At 71.1% G+C, this 16,227-nt stretch carries 17 protein-coding genes; 7 read left to right on the top strand and 10 right to left on the bottom strand.

Annotated features, from left to right (window positions below; translation table 11 throughout):
• Nucleotides 1-83: 83 nt before the first annotated feature.
• Together BLQ34_RS01555 and BLQ34_RS01550 are read right to left on the bottom strand one after the other, a co-directional pair.
• On the bottom strand, nt 84-368 hold the full coding sequence (locus tag BLQ34_RS01555; protein WP_197674753.1) for a MoaD/ThiS family protein: 285 nt from the start codon (nt 366-368) through the stop codon (nt 84-86).
• On the bottom strand, nt 365-1,450 hold the full coding sequence (locus tag BLQ34_RS01550; protein WP_091780568.1) for a WD40/YVTN/BNR-like repeat-containing protein: 1,086 nt from the start codon (nt 1,448-1,450) through the stop codon (nt 365-367). The genes BLQ34_RS01555 and BLQ34_RS01550 overlap by 4 nt, the downstream gene beginning before the upstream one ends.
• A 51-nt stretch (nt 1,451-1,501) precedes the next feature.
• On the opposite strand from BLQ34_RS01550, the gene BLQ34_RS01545 reads away from it, so the two are divergent.
• Nucleotides 1,502-2,305, top strand: coding sequence for a glycoside hydrolase family 16 protein (locus BLQ34_RS01545; RefSeq protein WP_091780566.1), 804 nt, complete (start codon nt 1,502-1,504; stop codon nt 2,303-2,305).
• A gap of 9 nt (nt 2,306-2,314) precedes the next feature.
• Here BLQ34_RS01545 and BLQ34_RS01540 read toward each other — a convergent pair whose 3' ends face one another.
• Complete coding sequence (locus BLQ34_RS01540) at nt 2,315-3,235, bottom strand: 2-hydroxyacid dehydrogenase (protein ID WP_091789058.1); 921 nt, start codon at nt 3,233-3,235, stop codon at nt 2,315-2,317.
• A gap of 98 nt (nt 3,236-3,333) precedes the next feature.
• On the opposite strand from BLQ34_RS01540, the gene BLQ34_RS01535 reads away from it, so the two are divergent.
• The gene (locus tag BLQ34_RS01535; protein ID WP_091780564.1) at nt 3,334-4,503 is read left to right on the top strand and encodes a PQQ-dependent sugar dehydrogenase; all 1,170 of its coding nucleotides are present in this window, start codon (nt 3,334-3,336) and stop codon (nt 4,501-4,503) included.
• An 81-nt stretch (nt 4,504-4,584) separates the two neighbouring features.
• Nucleotides 4,585-5,157: a DUF937 domain-containing protein gene (locus tag BLQ34_RS01530; RefSeq protein WP_091780561.1), complete on the top strand. Its 573-nt coding sequence runs from the start codon at nt 4,585-4,587 to the stop codon at nt 5,155-5,157.
• Here BLQ34_RS01530 and gatB read toward each other — a convergent pair.
• From gatB to gatC, 3 genes are all read right to left on the bottom strand, one after another.
• Complete coding sequence (gatB, locus tag BLQ34_RS01525) at nt 5,154-6,683, bottom strand: Asp-tRNA(Asn)/Glu-tRNA(Gln) amidotransferase subunit GatB (protein ID WP_091780559.1); 1,530 nt, start codon at nt 6,681-6,683, stop codon at nt 5,154-5,156. The two genes, BLQ34_RS01530 and gatB, sit on opposite strands and share 4 nt — an antisense overlap.
• A 2-nt stretch (nt 6,684-6,685) precedes the next feature.
• Nucleotides 6,686-8,203 carry an Asp-tRNA(Asn)/Glu-tRNA(Gln) amidotransferase subunit GatA gene (gatA, locus tag BLQ34_RS01520; RefSeq protein WP_091780557.1) on the bottom strand — a complete coding sequence of 506 codons (1,518 nt, stop codon included), beginning with the start codon at nt 8,201-8,203 and terminating at the stop codon, nt 6,686-6,688.
• A gap of 83 nt (nt 8,204-8,286) precedes the next feature.
• On the bottom strand, nt 8,287-8,583 hold the full coding sequence (gatC, locus tag BLQ34_RS01515) for an Asp-tRNA(Asn)/Glu-tRNA(Gln) amidotransferase subunit GatC (protein ID WP_091780554.1): 297 nt from the start codon (nt 8,581-8,583) through the stop codon (nt 8,287-8,289).
• A gap of 101 nt (nt 8,584-8,684) precedes the next feature.
• Here gatC and mce point away from each other — a divergent pair, with 101 nt between their 5' ends.
• From mce to BLQ34_RS01500, 3 genes are all read left to right on the top strand, one after another.
• On the top strand, nt 8,685-9,125 hold the full coding sequence (mce, locus tag BLQ34_RS01510) for a methylmalonyl-CoA epimerase (RefSeq protein ID WP_091780552.1): 441 nt from the start codon (nt 8,685-8,687) through the stop codon (nt 9,123-9,125).
• Nucleotides 9,126-9,300: 175 nt separating this feature from the next.
• Complete coding sequence (ccrA, locus tag BLQ34_RS01505) at nt 9,301-10,641, top strand: crotonyl-CoA carboxylase/reductase (protein ID WP_091780550.1); 1,341 nt, start codon at nt 9,301-9,303, stop codon at nt 10,639-10,641.
• Between the two features lie 80 nt (nt 10,642-10,721).
• A complete protein-coding gene (locus tag BLQ34_RS01500; protein WP_091780548.1) occupies nt 10,722-12,062 on the top strand; it encodes an AI-2E family transporter in 1,341 nt (446 codons plus the stop codon).
• A gap of 59 nt (nt 12,063-12,121) precedes the next feature.
• On the opposite strand, the gene BLQ34_RS01495 is transcribed toward BLQ34_RS01500, so the two are convergent.
• The 3 genes from BLQ34_RS01495 to BLQ34_RS01485 form a co-directional block, all read right to left on the bottom strand.
• Nucleotides 12,122-12,421, bottom strand: a complete 300-nt coding sequence (locus tag BLQ34_RS01495; RefSeq protein WP_172829334.1) for a hypothetical protein — start codon at nt 12,419-12,421, stop codon at nt 12,122-12,124.
• A gap of 12 nt (nt 12,422-12,433) precedes the next feature.
• Entirely contained in the window at nt 12,434-14,212 is a 1,779-nt protein-coding gene (locus BLQ34_RS01490) for a 3-hydroxyacyl-CoA dehydrogenase family protein (RefSeq protein WP_091780546.1), read from the bottom strand.
• 99 nt (nt 14,213-14,311) lie between these two features.
• Nucleotides 14,312-14,716 carry a hypothetical protein gene (locus BLQ34_RS01485; RefSeq protein WP_091780544.1) on the bottom strand — a complete coding sequence of 135 codons (405 nt, stop codon included), beginning with the start codon at nt 14,714-14,716 and terminating at the stop codon, nt 14,312-14,314.
• Between the two features lie 80 nt (nt 14,717-14,796).
• On the opposite strand from BLQ34_RS01485, the gene nucS reads away from it, so the two are divergent.
• Complete coding sequence (gene nucS, locus BLQ34_RS01480; RefSeq protein ID WP_091780541.1) at nt 14,797-15,492, top strand: endonuclease NucS; 696 nt, start codon at nt 14,797-14,799, stop codon at nt 15,490-15,492.
• Between the two features lie 92 nt (nt 15,493-15,584).
• Here nucS and BLQ34_RS01475 read toward each other — a convergent pair whose 3' ends face one another.
• On the bottom strand, nt 15,585-16,208 hold the full coding sequence (locus tag BLQ34_RS01475; RefSeq protein WP_091780539.1) for a histidine phosphatase family protein: 624 nt from the start codon (nt 16,206-16,208) through the stop codon (nt 15,585-15,587).
• Nucleotides 16,209-16,227: the final 19 nt, after the last annotated feature.

Below are 16,227 nucleotides of genomic sequence, written 5' to 3'. Positions count from 1 at the left end.
GGTCCTGACCCCGCACAGGTGGCCAGAAGTCGGGGTGGTCAGGAGTCGGGGTCGTCAGGAGTCGGGGTGGTCAGGCGTCGGGGTCAGCCGCCGGAGACGGCGTTGATGACGTGCACCGTCGAGCTCGGCGACACCGGGGTCTGCACCCCGTCGGCGCGCTTGGCGTCCTCACCGTCGACGAAGACGTTGACGTGCCGCCGGATCTGGCCACGCTCGTCGCGCACCCGGGACGCGAGGATCGGCCACGGCTCGAAGGCGCGGTCGAGCACCTCGGCCAGCGGGGCCTCCGCGGCCAGCTCGACCGGCAGCTCGGCGGCCCCCTCGGCCAGGTCGCGCAGCAGGCCGGGCAGGACGACGCGGGCGGTCACGACAGCGTCACCGCCCGCACGCAGAGCACGTCGGGCAGCTGCTCGGCGATCCGCTCGAACGACTCCCCGCCGTCGAGCGAGGCGTAGACCTCGCCGTTGCGGGTGCCGAAGTAGAGCCCCGGCTCGTCGTGGGTGTCGAGTGCTGCGGCGTCACGCAGGACGTTGGTGTAGCTCGGCGACGGCAGACCCTCGTGCTGGGTGCGCCAGGTCTGCCCGGCGTCGTCGGTGCGCTGCACCTGGAGCTCGGCCGCCGGTGGGATCCGCTCGCCGTCCGAGGCGATCGGCACCAGCCACATGGTGTCGCCCTGGGTCGGGTGCGCCACGGCGGTCATGCCGAAGTTGGTCGGCAGCCCCGCCTCGATCGACGTCCACGTCACCCCGTCGTCGTCGGAGCGGTAGACGCCACGGTGGTTCTGCGCGTAGAGGCGCGTCGGTGTTGCCCCGTCGCGGACCACCTTGTGCACGCACTGGCCGAACTCGGGCCACTCGTCGTGCGGCTGGAAGTAGGCGTGGATGCCGGTGTTGCCCGGTGACCAGGTCTGCCCGCCGTCGCGGGTGTTGTAGACACCGCCGGTGCTCATCGCGACGAGCATGTGGTCGGCGTCGGCCGGGCTCGGCAGCACGGTGTGGATCGCGCCGCCGCCGAAGCCCTCGCCCCACTCCGGCCGGTGCGGGTGCTCCCACAGCCCGCGGTTGAGCTCGAAGGTCTCGCCACCGTCGGCACTGCGCCACAGCCCCTGCGGCTCGGTGCCGGCCCAGACCACGTCGGGGTCGTGGGGGTCTGCGACCAGCTGCCAGGTCGCCTTGAGCGCGGTGTCGGTGTCGGCCGGGAAGCGGATCGAGCCCTCCGGGTGCTCCACCCAGCTGGCGCCGAGGTCGTCGGAGTGCTGGAGAGACGGACCCCAGTGCGACGACCGGAACCCCACCAGCAGCCTCGGCACCTCGCGCCTGGTGTCGAACAGCAGCGACAGCACCTCGCTCATGAGGAAGTGCGGGCCCTCCACCCGCCACGACTGCCGATCCTCGCTGCGGGCCAGCCACAGCCCCTTGCGCGTCCCGATCCCCACCACCGTCTCGTTCATGCCGTCAGCATGGCACTGACGACTGACGGTGGCACCCGCCACGATGGGCCCATGTCGAGTTCCCCGCGCAGCCAGGACGACCCGGCCCACCAGGACTTCGTCGACGAGTTCGACGGCGACGACCTCGACCCCACGGTCTGGGTCCGCTCCTACCTCCCCCAGTGGAGCTCGAGGGCCGCGAGCGCCGCCACCTACGTCGTGCGCGACTCCGCGCTGCACCTCATGGTCCCGGTCGACCAGGGCCTGTGGTGCCCTGACGACCACGACCCGCTGCGGGTGTCCGGGATCCAGTCCGGCGTCTTCTCCGGTCCGGCCGGCAGCACCGTGGGCCAGCAGCCGGTGCGGGAGGGTTCAGTCGTGCGGGAGGCCCAGGAGACCAGGTGGGGGTGGACGCCGCGGTTCGGCCGGCTCGAGATGCGGGCCCGGATGGACCTCACCGCTCGCTCGATGGCGGCCTGGTGGCTGGTCGGTCTCGAGGACCAGCCCGACCGCTGCGGCGAGCTCTGCGTGGTCGAGGTCTTCGGCGACGCCGTCACTCCCGGGGACGCGGCGGTCGGCATGGGCGTGCACCCGTTCCGCGACCCCCGTCTGCGCGACGACTTCGCCGCGCCCCGGGTGGCGATCGACGTCCGCGACTTCCACACGTACGCAGTGGACTGGACGCCGCAGGGCGCGACCTTCACCGTCGACGACGTCGTCATCCGCACCGTCGACCTGGTCCCCGACTACCCGATGCAGTCGATGGTCGCGGTGTTCGACTTCCCCGACCGTGCAACGCCCGGCGACGAGGCCCAGGCGGCACACGTGCCCTCGCTCGTCGTCGACCGCATCGGCATGGGCCGGGCACAGGGGTGACCGCTCGGATCAGGTGACGAGGTTGCGCAGAGGTCGGCCCGCGGCATAGGCGCCGAGCTGGTCCTGGAGCAGCCGCGCGGCACGCGGCATGAACGCGGTGGAGGTGCCGCCGACGTGCGGGGTGATGAGGACGTTCGGCGTGACCCACAAGGGGTGGTCGCCCGGCAACGGTTCGGGGTCGGTGACGTCGAGGGCGGCACGGATCCGACCCGCTTGCGCGTGTCGCACGAGGGCGTCGGTGTCGACGACACCACCGCGGGCGACGTTGACCAGCAAGGCCCCGTCGGGCATGGCGGCGAGGAACGCGTCGTCGACGAGCCCGGCGGTGTGCTCGCTCAGTGGCACGATCACGATGACGACGTCGTGGTCCGGCAGCAGCACCGGGAGCTCGTCCACCCCGTGCACCGACCGCACCAGGTCATCGCCTGCGCGGGCCCTGCTGGCCACCGCGGTGACCTGCACCTCGAACGGCGTGAGCCGCGCCGCCACCGCTCGCCCGATCGACCCGTAGCCGAGCACCAGCACCCGCTTGTCGGCGAGCGCGTGGTGGAAGACCGAAGGCAGCCAGGTCCGATCTCGTTGCGCCGCGAAGAAGTCCGGGAAGTCGCGCAGGCTCGCCAGGGTGAGCGCGACGGCCAGCTCGGCGGTCGACGCGTCGTGGACCCCTGTCGCGTTGGCGAGCTGGACGCCATCGGGCAGGACACTCAGGACGTCGTCGTAGCCCGCCGTCAACAGCTGCACCAGCTCGAGGTGCGGCACCTCGGCGAGGCGGCCGAGGCGGGGACCGGCTCCGACGTAGGGCGGCACCACCACCCGCACCTCGTCGGCCCGGTCAGGCGGACCGTCCATCTCCCACACTGCGAGCTCGAGGCCGGAGATGGGACCCACGGCCTGGACCCACTCCCGGCCGGGCAGCGTCACCAGAGTCATGCCCTGCACGCTAGCGCCGTCCGGCGCAGGGCCGACGCTGCGTCCACGCCGGCCACCAGCGTGCGGGCGCACTTCCGGCCGATCACGCACAATGGGGTATGCAGCGTGCACCGTTCCGTCCGCGTCGCACCCTCGTGCGGGCCGCCACCACGGGTGGGGTGGCTGCCGTCCTGGCGCTCGGCGCCTGCTCCGGTGAGGACCCCGACGGCACCGGCACGGTGTCCGCGCCGGTCGTGAGCACCTCGCCCAGCGACACGACGAGCGCGGGGTCGTCGACGACCACCGGCCCGAGCCCCACGAGCAGTCCCGCGACCGCGACCATCGCCAAGGACCTCGACGTGCCGTGGGGGCTGGCGTTCCTCCCGGACGGCTCGGCACTGGTGACACTCCGTGACAAGGGGCAGCTCCTGCAGGTGCGGTCCGGCCAGCAGCCGACCGTGCTCGGCGCGGTGCGGGGCGTCCAGCCGGACGGCGAGGGCGGCCTGCTCGGGGTGGCCGTCTCCCCCGACTTCGCCACCGACCACAGCATCTTCGTCTACTACACCGCCGCGTCGGACAACCGCGTCGTGCGGCTGACCTTCGCCGACGGCACGGCGACGGAGCCCACGGTGGTGTTGCGCGGCATACCCAAGGCCGGGAACCACAACGGCGGTCGGCTCGCGTTCGGCCCGGACGGGTTCCTCTATGTGACGACCGGAGATGCCGGGGACACCGACCGGTCACAGGACAAGGGGGCACTCGGCGGCAAGATCCTGCGGGTCACCAGGGAGGGCCGGGCGGCTCCGGGCAACCCCTTCGGCGACTCCCCGGTGTGGAGCTACGGGCACCGCAACGTGCAGGGCATCGCGTGGGCCCCGGACGGCCGGATGTTCGCCAGCGAGTTCGGCCAGAACCAGTGGGACGAGCTCAACCTCATCCGCCCGGGCCGCAACTACGGCTGGCCGGTCGTGGAGGGCAAGGCGGGCCGCTCCGGCTTCACCGACCCGCTGGTGCAGTGGCCCACGTCGGACGCATCGCCCAGTGGGATCGCGGTCGCCAATGATGCAGTGTGGATGACCGCACTGAGGGGTGAGTCGCTCTGGCGGATCCCCCTGACCAGCAACGGGATCGGTGAGCCCGACCGACTGCTGCAGGGGAAGTACGGCCGGTTGCGCGACGCCGTTGCGGCGCCCGACGGCCGACTGTGGGTGCTGACCAGCAACACCTTCCGCGGCACTCCCGGCCCCGATGACGACCGGGTGGTCGCGCTGTCCCTCGACGACCTCTAGACCTGCCCAGGGCGCGGTTCCGGCGGTACGTTGACCGCAGGGCTGGGCCAACGACGGCCGGCCACCTCTGAAGGGGGCAGCATGTCAGCAGTGGACGAGATCCTGTCGCAGGTCGACCTCGGGCAGCTCGCGCAGCGGGTGGGAGCCGACCCGGCCGAGGTCGAGCAGGCGGCGCGGACCGCGCTCCCCGCCCTGCTCGGTGGTCTCGACGCCAACGCGGCCGACCCGGCCGGTGCAGCGTCGCTCGCCGAGGCGCTCGGGCAGCACGACCCAGGGCTGGTCGAGGGCGGCGTCGACCTCGACCAGGTCGACGAGGGCGAGGGCGACAAGATCGCCCAGCACATCTTCGGCGACAACCGCGACCAGGTGGTCAACCAGCTCGGGGGCGTCGGCGGCTCTGCCGGCAAGGGACTGCTGGCCAAGCTGATCCCGATCCTGGCGCCGATCGTGCTCTCCTGGCTGGCCAAGAAGGTCCTCGGTGGCGCGGCCGACGCCACCCAGACCGGCGCCGGCGCCTCCCCGGGCGGTGGCCTCGGCGACATCCTCGGCCAGGTCCTGGGAGGCGCCACGAAGGGCACCCAGTCAGGAGGCGTCGACACCGGCTCGATCATCACCGACGTCCTCGGCGGCCTCCTGGGCGGCGGCCGCCGCTAGGTGAGCTTGGCGAGGATCAGCTCGCGCACCTTGCCCGCGTCGGCCTGACCCTTCATCTCCTTCATCACCTGGCCGATGAGCGCACCAGCAGCCTGCACCTTGCCGTCGCGCACCTTCTGGGCGACGTCGGCGTTGGCCGCGATGACGGTGTCGACCGCCGCCTCCAGCGCTCCGTCGTCCTGCACCAGCTCGAGGCCACGGGCGTCCGCGACCTCGCTCGGGGCACCCTCGCCGGCGATCACGCCGTCGAGCACCTGGCGCGCCATCGAGTCGTTGAGCCGGCCGGCACGGACCAGCCCGTCGAGCTCGGCGATGTGGGCCGGCGTGACACCGAACTCCTCGACGCCCTTGCCCTCGGCGTTCGCGCGGCGGGCCAGCTCGCCGGTCCACCACTTGCGTGCGCCGGCCGGCGTGGCACCTGCCGCGACGGTCTCCTCGATGAGCTCGACCGCGCCGGCGTTCATCACGTCACGCATCTCGAGATCGCTGTAACCCCAGTCGTTCTGGAGCCGCCGACGACGCTCACCAGGAGGCTCGGGCAGGGTGCCACGCAGCGATGCGACGGTCTCGCGGGTCGGTGCGACCGGCACCAGGTCGGGCTCCGGGAAGTAGCGGTAGTCCTCGGCGTCGGACTTCTCGCGACCACTCGTGGTGACGCCGGTGTCCTCGTGCCAGTGCCGCGTCTCCTGGGTGATCTTCTCGCCCTTGTCGAGGATCGCCGCGTGGCGGGTGATCTCGTAGCGGACCGCCCGCTCGACGCTGCGCAGCGAGTTCACGTTCTTGGTCTCGGTGCGGGTGCCGAGCGGCACGTCGTCCTGCGACTGACCGCTGGTGGCCCGCGGACGCAGCGACACGTTGGCGTCGCAGCGCAGCGAGCCCTGCTCCATCTTCACGTCGGACACCCCGAGGGCGCGCAACAGCTCGCGCAGCGCACCGACGTAGGCGCGCGCCACCTCGGGCGCCCGCGCACCCGCACCGGTCAGTGGCTTGGTGACGATCTCGATGAGCGGGATCCCGGCGCGGTTGTAGTCGACCAGCGAGTGGTCGGCGCCGTGGATGCGGCCGGTCGCGCCGCCGATGTGCAGCGACTTGCCGGTGTCCTCCTCCATGTGGGCGCGCTCGATCTCGACCCGGTAGGTGGTCCCGTCCTCGAGCTCGACGTCGAGGTGGCCCTCGAAGGCGATCGGCTCGTCGTACTGCGAGGTCTGGAAGTTCTTCGGCATGTCCGGGTAGAAGTAGTTCTTCCGGGCGAACCGGCACCACTCGGCGATCTCGCAGTTCAGCGCGAGGCCGATCCGGATCGCGGACTCGACGGCCTTCTCGTTGACCACCGGCAGGGCGCCGGGCAGGCCGAGGCAGACCGGGCAGACCTGGGTGTTCGGCTCGGCGCCGAACCCGGTCGCGCAGCCACAGAACATCTTGGTCGCGGTGTTGAGCTCGACGTGCACCTCGAGACCCATCACGGGGTCGTAGCGCTCGAGCGCCTCGTCGTAGTCGACGATCTCTTCGGCGATGGTGGTGGACATGGTCAGGCTCCCTTCGCGGTCAGCTCGGGGGCCTTGGCCAGCAGCGGCGCACCCCATCGGTCCAGCAGCATCCTCTCGAGCGCCGCACCGACTCCGTAGAGGCGCTGGTCCTGCGTGGCCGGCGCCAGGATCTGGATGCCGGTGGGGAGGCCGTCCTCGTCGGCGAGGCCGCTGGGCAGGGACATGCCCGGCACCCCGGCGAGGTTCGCGGGGATCGTCGCGACGTCCTGGAGGTACATCGACATCGGGTCGTCGAGCTTGTCGCCCATCCGGAACGCGGTGGTGGGCGAGGTCGGGCTGACCAGGACGTCGACCTGGTCGAACGCCTTGGCGAAGTCGTTCGCGATCAGGCGACGCACCTTCTGGGCCTGGCCGTAGTAGGCGTCGTAGTAGCCGCTGGACAGCGCGTAGGTGCCCAGGATGATGCGGCGCTTCACCTCGTCGCCGAAACCCGCGTCGCGGGTGGCCGCCATGACCTGCTCGGCGCTCGGGTCGTCGACCCCCTCGGGCAGCACGCGGAGGCCGTAGCGCATGGCGTCGAACTTGGCGAGGTTGGACGACGCCTCGCTCGGGAGGATCAGGTAGTAGGCCGCGAGCGCGTAGTCGAAGCTCGGGCAGGAGACCTCGACGACCTCGGCGCCCGCCTCCTGGAGCAGGGCCACCGACTCGTCGAAGCGCGCCCGCACCCCCGCCTGGTAGCCCTCGCCACCGAGCTCCTTGATGACGCCGACCTTGAGTCCCTTGACGTCGGCCCGGCGGGCCGCCTCGACGACCGGCGGCACCGGCGCGTCGATCGACGTAGAGTCCATCGGGTCGAAGCCACCGATGACGGAGTGGAGCAGGGCCGCGTCGAGGACGGTGCGGGTGCACGGGCCGGCCTGGTCGAGGCTGGAGGCCAGCGCCACGAGGCCGTAGCGGGAGACCCCGCCGTAGGTCGGCTTGACGCCGACCGTGCCGGTGACGGCGGCCGGCTGGCGGATCGAGCCGCCGGTGTCCGTGCCGATGGCCAGCGGCGCCTCGTATGCCGCGACGACGGCCGAGGAGCCACCTCCCGACCCGCCGGGGATGCGGGTGAGGTCCCAGGGGTTGTGCGTGGGGCCGTAGGCCGAGTGCTCGGTGGAGGAGCCCATCGCGAACTCGTCCATGTTGGTCTTGCCGAGGATCGGCATGCCGGCGGCGCGGAGCCGGGTCACCAGTGTCGCGTCGTAGGGCGGGATCCAGCCCTCGAGGATCTTCGAGCCGCAGGTCGTCGGGAGGCCCTGGGTGGCCATCACGTCCTTGACCGCGATCGGCACGCCGGCGAGGACGTGCAGCTCCTCCCCCGCTGCGCGGCGCTCGTCGACCGAGCGGGCTGCGGCCAGCGCGCCCTCGCCGTCGACGTGGAGGAAGGCGTGCACGTCGGCGTCGACGGCGGCGATCCGGTCGAGGTGTGCCTGGACGACCTCGACGGAGCTGAGCTCACGGGAGTCGAGGGCGTGCGCCAGCTCGGCAGCGCTGGAGCGGGTGATGTCGGTGCTCACGAGTGGTGATCCTTGGTCTCAGGTTCTGGCGCAGGGTGGTGGCGCGGGGGTTCTGTCACGGGCGGCGCGCGGAGCGCGCCTGCTCAGTCCTCGTCGAGGATGCGCGGGACGGAGAAGCGCTGCTGCTCCTGCTCCGGGGCGCCGGCCAGGGCCGCCTCGGCCCCGAGGGAGGGCCGGACCTCGTCGGGCCGGGTGACGTTGGTCAGCGGGAGCGGGTGCGACATCGGCTCGATGTCGTCGGCAGCGACCTCCTGGACCTTGGCGACGGACTCGAGGATGACGCCCAGCTCGCCGACCATGCGGTCGAGCTCCACGTCGGACAGGTCGATGCGGGCGAGGCCGGCGAGGTGCGCGACGTCGTCCCTGGACAGTGCGGACATGGGCGCCAGTCTAGGGGCCACCGCCGCGGCCCCCGCTGGGTGGGCAGCACCACATGCTCTCCCCCTGTCGGGGCCGCCGCTGCGTGCCTACGGTGGTGGCCATGAGCCACCTCCCGACCGAACTCTTCTCCGCCATCGACCACGTGGGCGTCGCGGTCCGTGACCTCGACGAGGCGATCGCCTTCTACCGGGACACCTACGGCATGGCGCTGGCCCACGAGGAGGTCAACGAGGAGCAGGGCGTGCGCGAGGCGATGATGGCCGTGGGCGGCAGCGGGTCGCACATCCAGCTGCTCGCACCCCTGTCCCCCGAGTCGACCATCGCCAAGTTCCTCGACCGCTCCGGACCGGGCGTGCAGCAGGTTGCCTACCGGGTCGAGGACGTCGAAGCCGTCAGCCAGGTGCTCCGCGACCACGGCCTGCGCCTGCTCTACGACGAGCCGCGGCGGGGCACCTCCAACTCCCGCGTCAACTTCATCCACCCCAAGGACGCCGGCGGCATCCTCGTCGAGCTGGTCCAGCCCGCCCACGAGACGCACTGAGCACCCGGCACACGCCGTCCGGCCGCACGGCATACCGGTGGTGCGCGACGGTGGCGACCACGGGCGCGGGTGAGGTAGGTCACCGCGTGACCGGAGTCTCACCTGCGACCGGATCGCCTTACCCAGCAGTAGTTTCGGCTGCAGCCGTGCCGACGACGCCGAGGAGCCACAACCGATGAAGGAAATCCGCGACGCCATCCTCTCCGGGGACCGCACCCGTGAGACGTATGCCGGGTTGTCCATCCCCGAGACCTACCGCGCCGTGACGGTGCACAAGGACGAGGTGGGGATGTTCGAGGGCCTGGACAGCAAGGACAAGGACCCCCGCAAGTCCTTGCACGTGGACGAGGTGCCGGTCCCGGAGCTCGCACCGGGCGAGGCCCTGGTCGCCGTGATGGCCAGCGCGATCAACTACAACACCGTCTGGACCTCCATCTTCGAGCCGGTCTCGACGTTCGGCTTCCTGGAGCGCTACGGCCGCACCTCCGAGTTCGCCAAGCGGCACGACCTGCCCTACCACGTGGTCGGGTCCGACCTCGCCGGCGTCGTGCTCCGCACCGGTCCCGGTGTGACGAAGTGGACGCCCGGCCAGGAGGTCGTGGCGCACTGCCTCTCGGTCGAGCTCGAGGACGCCGAGGGCCACAACGACACGATGCTCGACCCGCAGCAGCGGATCTGGGGCTTCGAGACCAACTTCGGCGGCCTCGCCGAGCTGGCCATCGTGAAGTCCAACCAGCTGATGCCCAAGCCCGCGCACCTGTCGTGGGAGGAGGCGGCCTCGCCCGGGCTGGTGAACAGCACGGCATACCGGCAGCTGGTGTCCAAGAACGGTGCGGCCATGAAGCTCGGCGACCGCGTCCTCATCTGGGGCGCCTCCGGCGGCCTCGGGTCCTACGCGACCCAGATGGCGCTCGCGGGCGGCGCCACGCCGATCTGCGTCGTCTCCTCCCCCGAGAAGGCCGAGATCTGCCGCGACATGGGCGCCGAGCTGATCATCGACCGCAGCGCCGAGGGCTACCGCTTCTGGAACGACGACAACACCGCGCAGGACCCCCGCGAGTGGCAGCGGCTCGGCAAGAAGATCCGCGAGCTGACCGGTGGCTACGACGTCGACATCGTGTTCGAGCACCCCGGCCGGGAGACCTTCGGCGCCAGCGTCTACGTGGCGCGCAAGGGCGGCACGATCGTGACCTGCGCCTCGACCTCCGGCTACCTGCACGAGTACGACAACCGCTACCTGTGGATGAACCTCAAGCGGATCGTCTCCAGCCACTTCGCGAACTACCGCGAGGCATGGGAGGCCAACGAGCTGATCAACCGCGGCCTCATCCAGCCGACCCTCTCCAAGACCTACGCGATGGACGAGGTGGGCCAGGCCGCCCTCGACGTTCACCGCAACGCCCACCAGGGCAAGGTCGGCGTGCTGACCCTCGCGCCGGAGGTCGGCCTGGGTGTGACGGACGAGGACAAGCGCGCCGGACTGCTGTCGCAGATCAACCGCTTCCGCAACGCCTGACCTGCCTGACCTGCCGCTGGCGCAACGCCTGACCTGCGCCTTCACGGGCTGAGCACCCTCTGGTGCCATAGGGTCGTCGCATGTCAGTGCTCGACCGGTGGAGAGAGTTCCGGCGCACCCAGCGGGACGCGCTGGACGCCAGCAACCACCCCCACCAGCAGCGCGAGCACAGCAGCGAGCTGGGTGAGCTGCTGTCCGACCTGCTGCCCTCCCGACGCACCGCCGGCGACGGCGACGGCGACGAGCCCGGCGAGCAGGCTGGTGAAGCGCTGGCGACGAACCCGGGCTCCGAGGGACACCGCCCCGACGACGGCCCCGACCGGGTCGGCTCCGGCAGCGACTCGTCCGACGACGGCCGCCGGTACGGTCGAGCCGGTCGTCCCCTCAACCGCCAGTCGCCCTTCTACGTGGGCTTCGTCGGCGCCATCGGGGTGCTGGCGGCGCTGCTGCTCTGGAACACGCTCGGGCGGCTGACCACGGTCCTCACCCTGGTCGTCGTCGCCTTCTTCCTGGCCCTCACGCTCAACCCGCTCGTCGAGTTCCTGACCCGGCAGGGCCTGCGCCGCGGCGGGGCCGTCGCGCTGGTCTTCGCCGGGGTCGTGGCGGTCTTCACGCTGCTCGGGCTGGTCGTCGTGCCGCCGGTCATCTCGCAAGGCACCGACCTGGCCCAGAAGGCGCCCGACTACCTCGACCAGATCTTGGGCAGCCGCTTCGTCAAGGACCTCGACCAGCACTACGACGTGGTCGACAAGATCCAGGCGGAGTTCACCAAGCGGATCAGCGACGGCTCCTTCGTCGGGCAGGTCTTCGGCGGCGTCCTCGGCGTGGGTGCCGCGGTCATCGGCGGGATCTTCCAGGCTTTCACCGTGCTCGTGCTGACGCTGTTCCTGCTCGCATCCCTCCCGCGGGTCAAGCAGGCCGCCTACGCCATGGTGCCCGCCTCGCGCCGCCCTCGCGTCGAGTCGCTGTCCGAGGAGATCATGCGGCGCACCGGCTCCTACGCCATCGGCCAGGTCGCCGTGGCGACGATCAACGCCATCTGCTCGTGGATCATGATGATGATCGTCGGCATCCCGTATGCCGCGGTGCTCGCTGTCGCCGTCGGCTTCCTCGGCCTCATCCCCATGGTGGGTGCGACGATCGGGGCGGCGCTCGTGTGCCTGGTCGCGATCTTCGACGAGCCGAAGAAGGCGATCATCGCCCTCATCTACTACGTGATCTACCAGCAGCTCGAGAACTACGTCGTGGCGCCGCGGATCATGCAGCGCACCGTCTCGGTGCCCGGCGCGGTCACCGTCGTCGCCGCCCTCGCCGGCGGCACCCTGCTGGGGGTGCTCGGCGCCCTCCTCGCCATCCCGGTCGCCGCGGGCCTGCTCCTCCTCTACGAAGAGGTGCTCATCCCCCGCCAGCGCCGCCACTGACGGTCCGCGGAGACCACGCCACGTCGTGGCGAGGGACGCCAACAGTCAGCAGTCAGCAGTCAGCGGTAGGAGCCGCGGGAGGTGCGTCGCTCGCGCGCCTCCCAGCACGGGGTGTGCCAGTGCCGGCGCTCGTCGAGCCCGCCGATCCCGTCGGCGGGCCAGGCGACCACGTGGGGCGTGCCGACCGGGATGTCCTGCTGGCACCCGGGGCACAGGTACGCGCGGCTCGCCCCGCTGCCGGTGACGCGGCGCACGAACCACTCGCCCCCGGCATACGACTCGCGCCGCGCGGTGCCACCGACCGCGCGGTCGAAGTTCAGCGGGGTGTCGTCACGGCGACGACGGTTGGCGCGGGGCATGCGCCCATGGTCTCAGGCGTAGGTGCGGAAGCCGCGGCCGGTCTTGCGGCCCAGGTAGCCGGCGGTGACCATGTGCTCCAACAGCGGCGCGGGTGCGAACCCGGGCTCGCGGAACTCGAGGTAGAGCTCGCGCTGGATCGCCAGCGAGACGTCGTTCCCGACCACGTCGAGCAGCTCGAACGGCCCCATCGGCAGGCCACAGCCGGTCTTCATCGCGGTGTCGATGTCGTCGGCCGTGGCGTAGTTGGCACTGAGCATCTTCACCGCGTCGTTGAGGTAGGGGAAGAGCAGCGCGTTCACGATGAAGCCCGACCGGTCGCCGCAGGTCACGGCGTGCTTGCCGACCTTGGCGCAGAGGTCCTGCACCGTGGCGACGACCTCGGCCGCGGTCGAGACGGTGTGCACCACCTCGACCAGCTGCATGACCTGCGCGGGGTTGAAGAAGTGCATGCCGATGACGTCCTGGGGACGTGACGTGGCGGCGGCGCAGTCGACGACGGGCAGCGACGAGGTGGTGGTCGCCAGGATCGCGCCGGGCTTGCAGATCTCGTCGAGGTTCTCGAAGAGCGCGCGCTTGACGGCCAGGTCCTCGACCACGGCCTCGACCACGAGGTCGACGGTCGCGAGGGCGTCCAGCGAGGTGGTGCCGGTGAGGTGGCCGAGCGCCGCCTCGCGGTCCTCCTGTGAGAGCTTGCCGCGCTGGACGGCCTTCTCGAGCGACTTGGTGACGCCTGACGTGACGGCGTCGACCTTGGCCTGGCTGCGGGTGACGTAGGTGACGTCGAGGCCGGCCTTGGCGAAGACCTCGATGATGCCGGTCGCCATCGTGCCGGAGCCCACGACGCCGACCGTGCGGATCGCACGCAGGGAGGCCGCGGCCTCGCCGGCGGGGCGCGGGGTGAGGGCGTCGTCCACGACCTGGCTGCTGCCGGGCTCGGCGTAGGTGTAGAACCCGCGGCCGCTCTTGCGGCCCTTGAGCCCCGCGCTGACCATCTGCTTGATGACCGGGCTCGGCGCGTGCAGTCGGTCGCGCCCCTGCTTGTACATCGTGTCGAGGATCTCGTAGGCGGTGTCGAGACCGATCAGGTCCATCAGCGCCAGCGGGCCCATCGGGTAGCCGCAGCCGAGCCGCATTGCCGCGTCGATGTCCTCACGACTGGCGTAGCGCGACTCGTACATCGAGACGGCGTGGTTGAGGTAGCCGAACAAGAGGGCGTTGGCGATGAAGCCGGCCTTGTCGCCGACGATGACCGGCTGCTTGCCGAGCTGCTGGGCGAGCGCCTTGACGTCCTCGAACACCTCGTCCTCGGTGACGACGGTGCGGATGACCTCGACGAACTGCAGGACCGGGGCGGGGTTGAAGAAGTGCATGCCGACGACCCGCTTCGGGTTGCCGGTGGCGACCGCGATCTCGGTGACGGACAGCGACGAGGTGTTGGTGGCCAGGATTGCGTCCGGCCCGACGATCGTGTCGAGCTTGCCGAAGAGCTCCTTCTTGAGGTCGAGCTGTTCGGGCACCGCCTCGACGACCAGCTGGCAGTCGGCGAGCTCGTCGAGGCTCGGGGTGAAGTGCACGCGGGCGTGCAGCGCCGCCTGCTCCTCCTCGCTCAGCTTGCCGCGGCTGACGGCGCGCCCGGTGGAGTGCTCCAGCACCCCGCGGCCCTTGTCCACCGCCGCCTGGTCCACCTCGACGGCCACGACATCGATGCCGTTGCGCGCGAACACCTCGACGATGCCGGCACCCATGGTGCCGAGACCGATCACTCCGACCTTGCTGAACTCCCGAGCCATGCGGCGAAGTCTGGCAGAGCCGGTATGCCGAGTGGACCCCCGGGCAGCGTGACGGTCACCACCCTGCCCGCCCACCAGGTGCGGGAGCGGCGGCGCGCCTCACCAGTCGTGACCGGCGCCGATCAGGGCCGACTCCATGTGGAACCGCTGTTCGCGGGAGAGGCCGAAGATCGCCGTGGGCACCGGGATGTCGACGGCCCGGCAGTAGTCACGCAGGGCGTGGTCGTAGGCGAGCCGGGCCGCCATCAGTCGCTCGGCCTTGCGGGGCTGGTCACCGGCCTCGACCCGCCGGATGTGGGCGGCCAACCGGCTGAGCTCCATCGCGAGCAGGATCGGGGGGATCGGCTCGGGCACGGGGCGCCGCAGATCGCGCCGTGCCTGGAGCCTCCTGATCGCCGGACGCAGGATCCGCGGTGGCCGGCCGGTGGTGAGCCAACGCACCCCGCTCACGAGTGTGCCGATCACGAGGACGAGACCGGCGACGTTGCCCGCGACGTTTGGCATACCAGCTCACCTCTGTGCTCCGAGTGTGCGCCACGGACCCCGCACGACGCAACGGTTCCCTCCCCGTAGAGTGACCCCTCGTGCGGCTGGTGATAGCGAAGTGTGCGGTGGACTACGAGGGACGGCTGACGGCCCACCTCCCCCTCGCGACGAGGCTGCTCCTCGTCAAGGCCGACGGGTCGGTGCTGGTGCACAGCGACGGCGGCTCCTACAAGCCACTCAACTGGATGTCTCCCCCCTGTGCGATGGCCGAGGTCTCGCCGGAGGACCACGAGGTCGCTGACGGCGTCACCACCGTCTGGCTGGTGCAGCACGCCAAGTCGGAGGATCGGCTGCGGGTGCTCATCCACGAGGTGCTGCACGACTCGTCCCACGAGCTCGGCGTGGACCCGGGGCTGGTGAAGGACGGCGTGGAGGCCCACCTCCAGAAGCTGCTCGCCGAGCACATCCACACCCTCGGCGACGGCTGGAGCCTGGTCCGGCGCGAGTACATGACGGCGATCGGCCCCGTCGACATCCTGTGCCGGGACGCGGCTGGGGGGTCGGTCGCCGTGGAGATCAAGCGGCGCGGTGACATCGACGGCGTCGAACAGCTGACCCGATACCTCGAGCTGATGAACCGGGACCCGCACCTGTCCCCCGTCACCGGCGTCTTCGCCGCCCAGGAGATCAAGCCGCAGGCCCGCACGCTCGCCACCGACCGCGGCATCCGCTGCGTGACCCTCGACTACGACGCGCTCAAGGGCATCGACAACAGCGAGCACCGCCTCTTCTGACCCGCTCCCAGCGTCGGTATCTCATGCAAAAGGCGAGTTACCGACTGCCCGGGACGGCGCTAACTCGCCTTTTGCATGAGATAGCGACGCGTTCACACGACGGTGCGGTCGGTCGACCCCGGCCAGCTGCGCACCTCGAACCCGTCGCCGTCCACGGCCACCTCCGCGACAGCGCAGTTGGGCAGGAACTTCGCGGCCGCGAGGTCGTCGCGCAGGTTGCCGGCGATGCGGGGCAGCACGAACGACATCACACCGCCGTGCGAGAAGACCAGCACGGTCTCGCCCCGAAACTGGTCGGCGATCGACTGGAGCGCCTCGCGGTAGGCACCGAGCACCTCCTCGCCGTTCACCCCGCCGGGGATCCGGCGCCGCAGGTCGCCGTGCACCCAGGCCATGAAGATCGACTGCAGCTCGGGGTCGTCGTGCGGCCGTCCCGCGAGCGCGCCGACCGAGAACTCCTCGAGCCCCTCGACCGCCTCCGCGTTCACGCCGAGCACTTCGGCCGCGACGGCGCCCGACTGCACCGCGCGCCCCAGGACGCTGGTGCGCACGGCAGCCACCCGCCGGTCGGCCAGCGACTGGGCGAGGGTGAGGGTCTGGTCGATCCCCTTCGCCGAGAGCCAGCCCCCCTCGTCCGAGAGCACCGAAGGGTGCCCGTACTCCGCGTCCCCGTGGCGGGCGATCAGGAGCGTGGCAGCGCACTGCAGGTCACTCATGCCCCGAGGGTATGCCGCG

The sequence above is a fragment of the Pedococcus dokdonensis genome, assembly GCF_900104525.1.
GTDB classification, from domain to species: domain Bacteria; phylum Actinomycetota; class Actinomycetes; order Actinomycetales; family Dermatophilaceae; genus Pedococcus; species Pedococcus dokdonensis.
The sequence above is the reverse complement of the archived record's forward strand: the minus strand, read 5'-3'. Positions and strand labels throughout refer to the sequence as shown.